The organism is Serratia sp. X10, assembly GCF_017811775.1.
Classification (GTDB): domain Bacteria; phylum Pseudomonadota; class Gammaproteobacteria; order Enterobacterales; family Enterobacteriaceae; genus Serratia; species Serratia ureilytica.
Genome location: NZ_JAEIOH010000016.1, coordinates 1 through 4,386, shown reverse-complemented (window position 1 = coordinate 4,386; position 4,386 = coordinate 1). Strand labels below are relative to the sequence as shown.

Here is a 4,386-nt window from a genome sequence, read left to right as displayed (position 1 = left end):
AGCTTATCGGCGAGATTGGCGGCCAGACGATGGACGTCATCCGCACGCAGGGCGAGATTGCCGGGCTGAAGGCACAGAAAGACCCGGCGGCGCTGGCGCAGGCCAGGGAGCAGCTTGAGAAGAGCGGTAAACCGACGAACGATGCGGCGGTGATGCAGCGGGCGTACGACAACGCGATGCGGCAATACGGTACCGGCAGCGATCTGCAGAAGGCGGCGCAGGCGGTGACGGGGGCGCTGACGGCACTGGCGGGCAATAACCTGGCGGGCGCGCTGGCGAGCGGTGCCTCGCCATACCTGGCGACGGAAATCAAGAAACGGGTCGGCGAAGACAACGTTGCGGCCAACGCAATGGCGCACGCGGTGCTGGGCGCGGTGACGGCGCAGCTGAACAACCAGTCGGCCGCGGCAGGCGGACTGGGCGCCGGCGGCGGGGAACTGGCGGCGCGCTACATTGCCGGGCAGCTGTTCCCGGGCAAAACGGCGCAGCAGCTGAGCGAAAGCGAGAAACAGCAGGTCAGCGCGCTGAGCCAGTTGGCTGCAGGGCTTGCAGGCGGTCTGGCGACGGGGGATACTGCGGGAGCGGTGACCGGCGGGCAGGCGGGTAAGAATGCGGTGGAGAATAACGCACTGAGTGATATTGTTGACGCTGTATCTCAGGGTAAGACTCCTCAGCAGGTAGCCGAAGAGCGTGTCGATGCAGAAAACGAGCGCTATAAGCAGCAAAACTGTGCCGGAATGAGTGCGGAAGCGTGCTCGGTGAAGATGTATACTGAACGACGGGAAGAACTGAAAGATATCCTGTCGACAGGTGCAGATTTTGTGCCAGTGGTTGGCGATATCAAGAGTTTTGCGGAAGCGCAGAGTGCTTTAGATTATCTGGTAGCGGCGATAGGGATTATACCGGGTGCGGGTGATGCCGCGGGCAAAGCGATCAAGGCGGCAGAGACAGCGCTGAAGAAAGGGGATGTTGCTGAAGCGTCTAAGCAGCTAAATAAAGCTAGTAGTGAAATATCAGCACATAATGCTGCCACTTACCCAAAATTGAAAGAAGAGTTAAAACAGCAAAACCTGAATAATATTGCCAAGCAAGATCCTCGGTTGGCAGCGGTAGTTAAAGGTGACAATGGAAAGCTTAACTACGGTATTGGCTCAGGCAGCAAAGAAGAAGCCGATCGCTTGGGTAAAATTTGGGTGGGCGATGGAGCTAGGCCACTCAGTGATGGAAAAGGCTTAATAAGTGCCGACGGCACTCGTGTTTATCGTTATCCCGCCTCTAAGCCGAATACACCACAAGAACTAAGCCCAACAGGTGTTCAAGCTAACTTTGAAACATTAAAAGACGGTCAAAAAATAGGTAATGCGCACATGGTGATAACTCAATGAAAGGTGAGCTTAAATCTTTAGGTGTTTACTCAGCAGAATTCACTCCAGAAACTTATCAACCTGATGAGATCGATTGTTTTGGGTTATGGATCAACTTATGTATCGGTCCTGAAAATGAGGTCGGAGGGCATGATTATCAAGTGTTAATTTGCACTCCCGAATGGCTTTGTAAGCATCGCTGGGTGCCTGAGCTGATACGTCATACTCTGCTGGTTCGAAAGTACGATCTTGATGAGATCACCAAAACCATCACGGATTATATTGACCAGTGTGAGGGGAGTGACTGGATGGAGATTGCTCAGAAACTCTCTCGTGTTTTTGCTTGGGAATTCGAAGATTACCAACCTTACCATCCATAAGTAGTTGCCAGTCCTTGGCTGGGGTAGTCGCTTTTATGTGTAACGGCCGGCGGCATGCTGTCGGGCGCCAACAACAGCGGGCACGCCGAGGGTACGACAAAAGCCGGGGTCAGTGAGGGAACGCTGATAGTCCGTGACACCGACAAACAGCAGCAGGATGTGGCGCAGCTAAACCGGGATACCGAACATGCCAACGACGGCAGCATCAGCCCGATATTCAACAAGGAGAAGGAGCAGAACCGGCTGAAGCAGGCGCAGCTTATCGGCGAGATTGGCGGCCAGACGATGGACGTCATCCGCACGCAGGGCGAGATTGCCGGGTTGAAGGCACAGAAAGACCCGGCGGCGCTGGCACAGGCCAGGGAGCAGCTTGAGAAGAGCGGCAAACCGACGAACGATGCGGCGGTGATGAAGCAGGCGTACGACAACGCGATGCGGCAATACGGTACCGGCAGCGACTTGCAGAAGGCGGCGCAGGCGGTGACGGGAGCGCTGACGGCGCTGGCGGGCAATAACCTGGCGGGCGCGCTGGCGAGCGGTGCCTCGCCGTATCTGGCGACGGAAATCAAGAAACGGGTCGGTGAGGATAATATCGCCGCCAACGCGATGGCACACGCTGTGCTGGGCGCAGTGACGGCGCAGCTGAACAACCAGTCAGCCGCAGCTGGAGGGCTGGGTGCGGGCGGCGGGGAACTGGCGGCGCGCTACATTGCCGGCCAGCTGTACCCGGGCAAAACGGCGCAGCAGCTGAGCGAAAGCGAGAAACAACAGGTCAGCGCGCTGAGCCAGTTGGCTGCAGGGCTTGCAGGAGGCCTGGCGACGGGGGATACTGCGGGAGCGGTGACCGGCGGGCAGGCAGGGAAGACGGCGGTGGAGAATAACTTCCTCAGTACGACATCTTCAACGAAACGGGATGAGTTGGCAGAGAAAGTGCTGCAAGGTGATAAAACACTGCAAACTGCAAAAGAGTTTTTACAGTTGGAAAATGCCGATCAACGTAGTGATGCACTGGTCGCCAAATTCAACAAAGATCCGACAGGGATGACATCGGGAGAACGCGCTGAGTTGACCAGTTATCTGATGGTCTACGCTGCCGAAATGCAGGCTCAGTACGGTGAGGCAGTCACTAAAGAACTGATTACGGGAATGCTGACAGGGCAGGATTATCTGAAATCAGCCCCGCAGACTGAAGCCCAGCAAAAAGCGCAAACCATCATGAATACCTGGGGCTACCATAAATCCAATGCGAGTATTGGGGACCCTGTGGTTCTGTATGGTCTGGGGCCGCTGGGGAGCTCAGTCAAAGCCGGGATGCTAGGCAATGCGGCGATAGGCGTTGGTGTTAATACAGCCGTTCAACTTGGTGGTAAAGATCCCTTTAACTACGTTGATGCGATACTTGCCGGTGTTACTGCCGCAGCTACTACAGGTAAAGGCATAGGTGTATCTGCTGGAATCAATATGGGCGGAGCAGCTTTGGGTAGTGCTGTAAAAGGTGAGGACCCTACTAATTCTACAATTGGTGCAGGAGTTGGTTCTGTTCTTGGTAGTGTCGGAGGAGCGATAATAAAAGGTTCAACTTCAACGGTTGCTAAAGAAAGTATATCTGACCTGACTGGTGCAGTAGGGGGAAGTTATATCAGTGAAAAAACTGGAAACTTGGTAAAAGATACACTTGAGGAAATAGATAAAAACAATGTTAAAAAATGACTTTTTTCGGCTAGTTAGTCTCGTACTAATGTGTCTTGTTTTATTTTTTTTCTTTGATGCCGCTTCTGTACTGCTCGCGTCGTTGTTGGTTTATTTTAAAACGGGAGTTTTCTTGTTCAACTGGAAAGATATTTTTTCCTCATTCTTGCAGACAGGATACATAGGAGGGGGCGTCTTGGGGACGGCTATTTGGATTAAAATCAAGATACAAGAACACCAAGTTAGGAAAAAAAACAACAGATCCAATTAGCTTTACTTTTACAAAGTGGTTAACGATAGTCTTATAAATCCCGGCCAGTTGGCCGGGATTTTTGCTTTTACGCCCTAAAAACCTCCACTTCCCGCCGCTGCAACCGGAACACACCAGGCGCAGCGGTGACTTCCAGTTGTTCCGCATCGGTAATGCCGGACTCCGTAAGCCAGTCGCCGCTGATAATCACCTCGCCGTTCTCCCGCGCCCAATAGGCTCCTAAATTCTGCCTATCTTGGCTGGTCTCGCAGAGTTTTTCCTAGCTGGCTTCGTTAGTGACGACAGTGATCTTGAGTGTGGGATGCTGAATCGTCTCGGCCGGCGTCAATGCCGGCAAGGGGCATGAGAACGGCAACGGCCTGACCCATACCGAAACTACCCTGGATGCGGGCAGCCATCTCAGCCTGACCAGCGGCCGCGACACCAAATTGAAAGGCGCGCAGGCCAGCGGCGAAAAGGTTACCGTCGACGTGGGCCGTGACCTGACGCTGCAAAGTGAACAGGATAGCGACCGCTATGATGCCAAACAGCAAAACGCCAGCGTGGGCGGCAGTTTCACCTTCGGTTCGATGACCGGCTCCGCCAACGTAAGTGCCAGCAAGGACAAGCTGCACAGCAACTTCGACTCGGTAAAAGAACAGACCGGGCTGTTTGCCGGCAAAGGCGGGTATGACGTCAAGGT

2 protein-coding genes and 2 pseudogenes are annotated in these 4,386 nt (G+C 54.2%); all 4 read left to right on the top strand.

What is annotated here, in order from left to right:
* The coding region (locus J9788_RS25130) for a VENN motif pre-toxin domain-containing protein (protein ID WP_304621818.1) at nucleotides 1-1,385 on the top strand (1,385 nt) is incomplete at its 5' end.
* Nucleotides 1,382-1,744 carry an immunity 8 family protein gene (locus tag J9788_RS24910; protein ID WP_072056073.1) on the top strand — a complete coding sequence of 121 codons (363 nt, stop codon included), beginning with the start codon at nucleotides 1,382-1,384 and terminating at the stop codon, nucleotides 1,742-1,744. The genes J9788_RS25130 and J9788_RS24910, both read left to right, overlap by 4 nt.
* A gap of 45 nt (nucleotides 1,745-1,789) precedes the next feature.
* Nucleotides 1,790-3,454, top strand: a pseudogene (locus J9788_RS24905) (VENN motif pre-toxin domain-containing protein); the annotation flags it as partial.
* A 561-nt stretch (nucleotides 3,455-4,015) separates the two neighbouring features.
* A pseudogene (locus J9788_RS24900) lies at nucleotides 4,016-4,386 on the top strand (hemagglutinin repeat-containing protein); the annotation flags it as partial.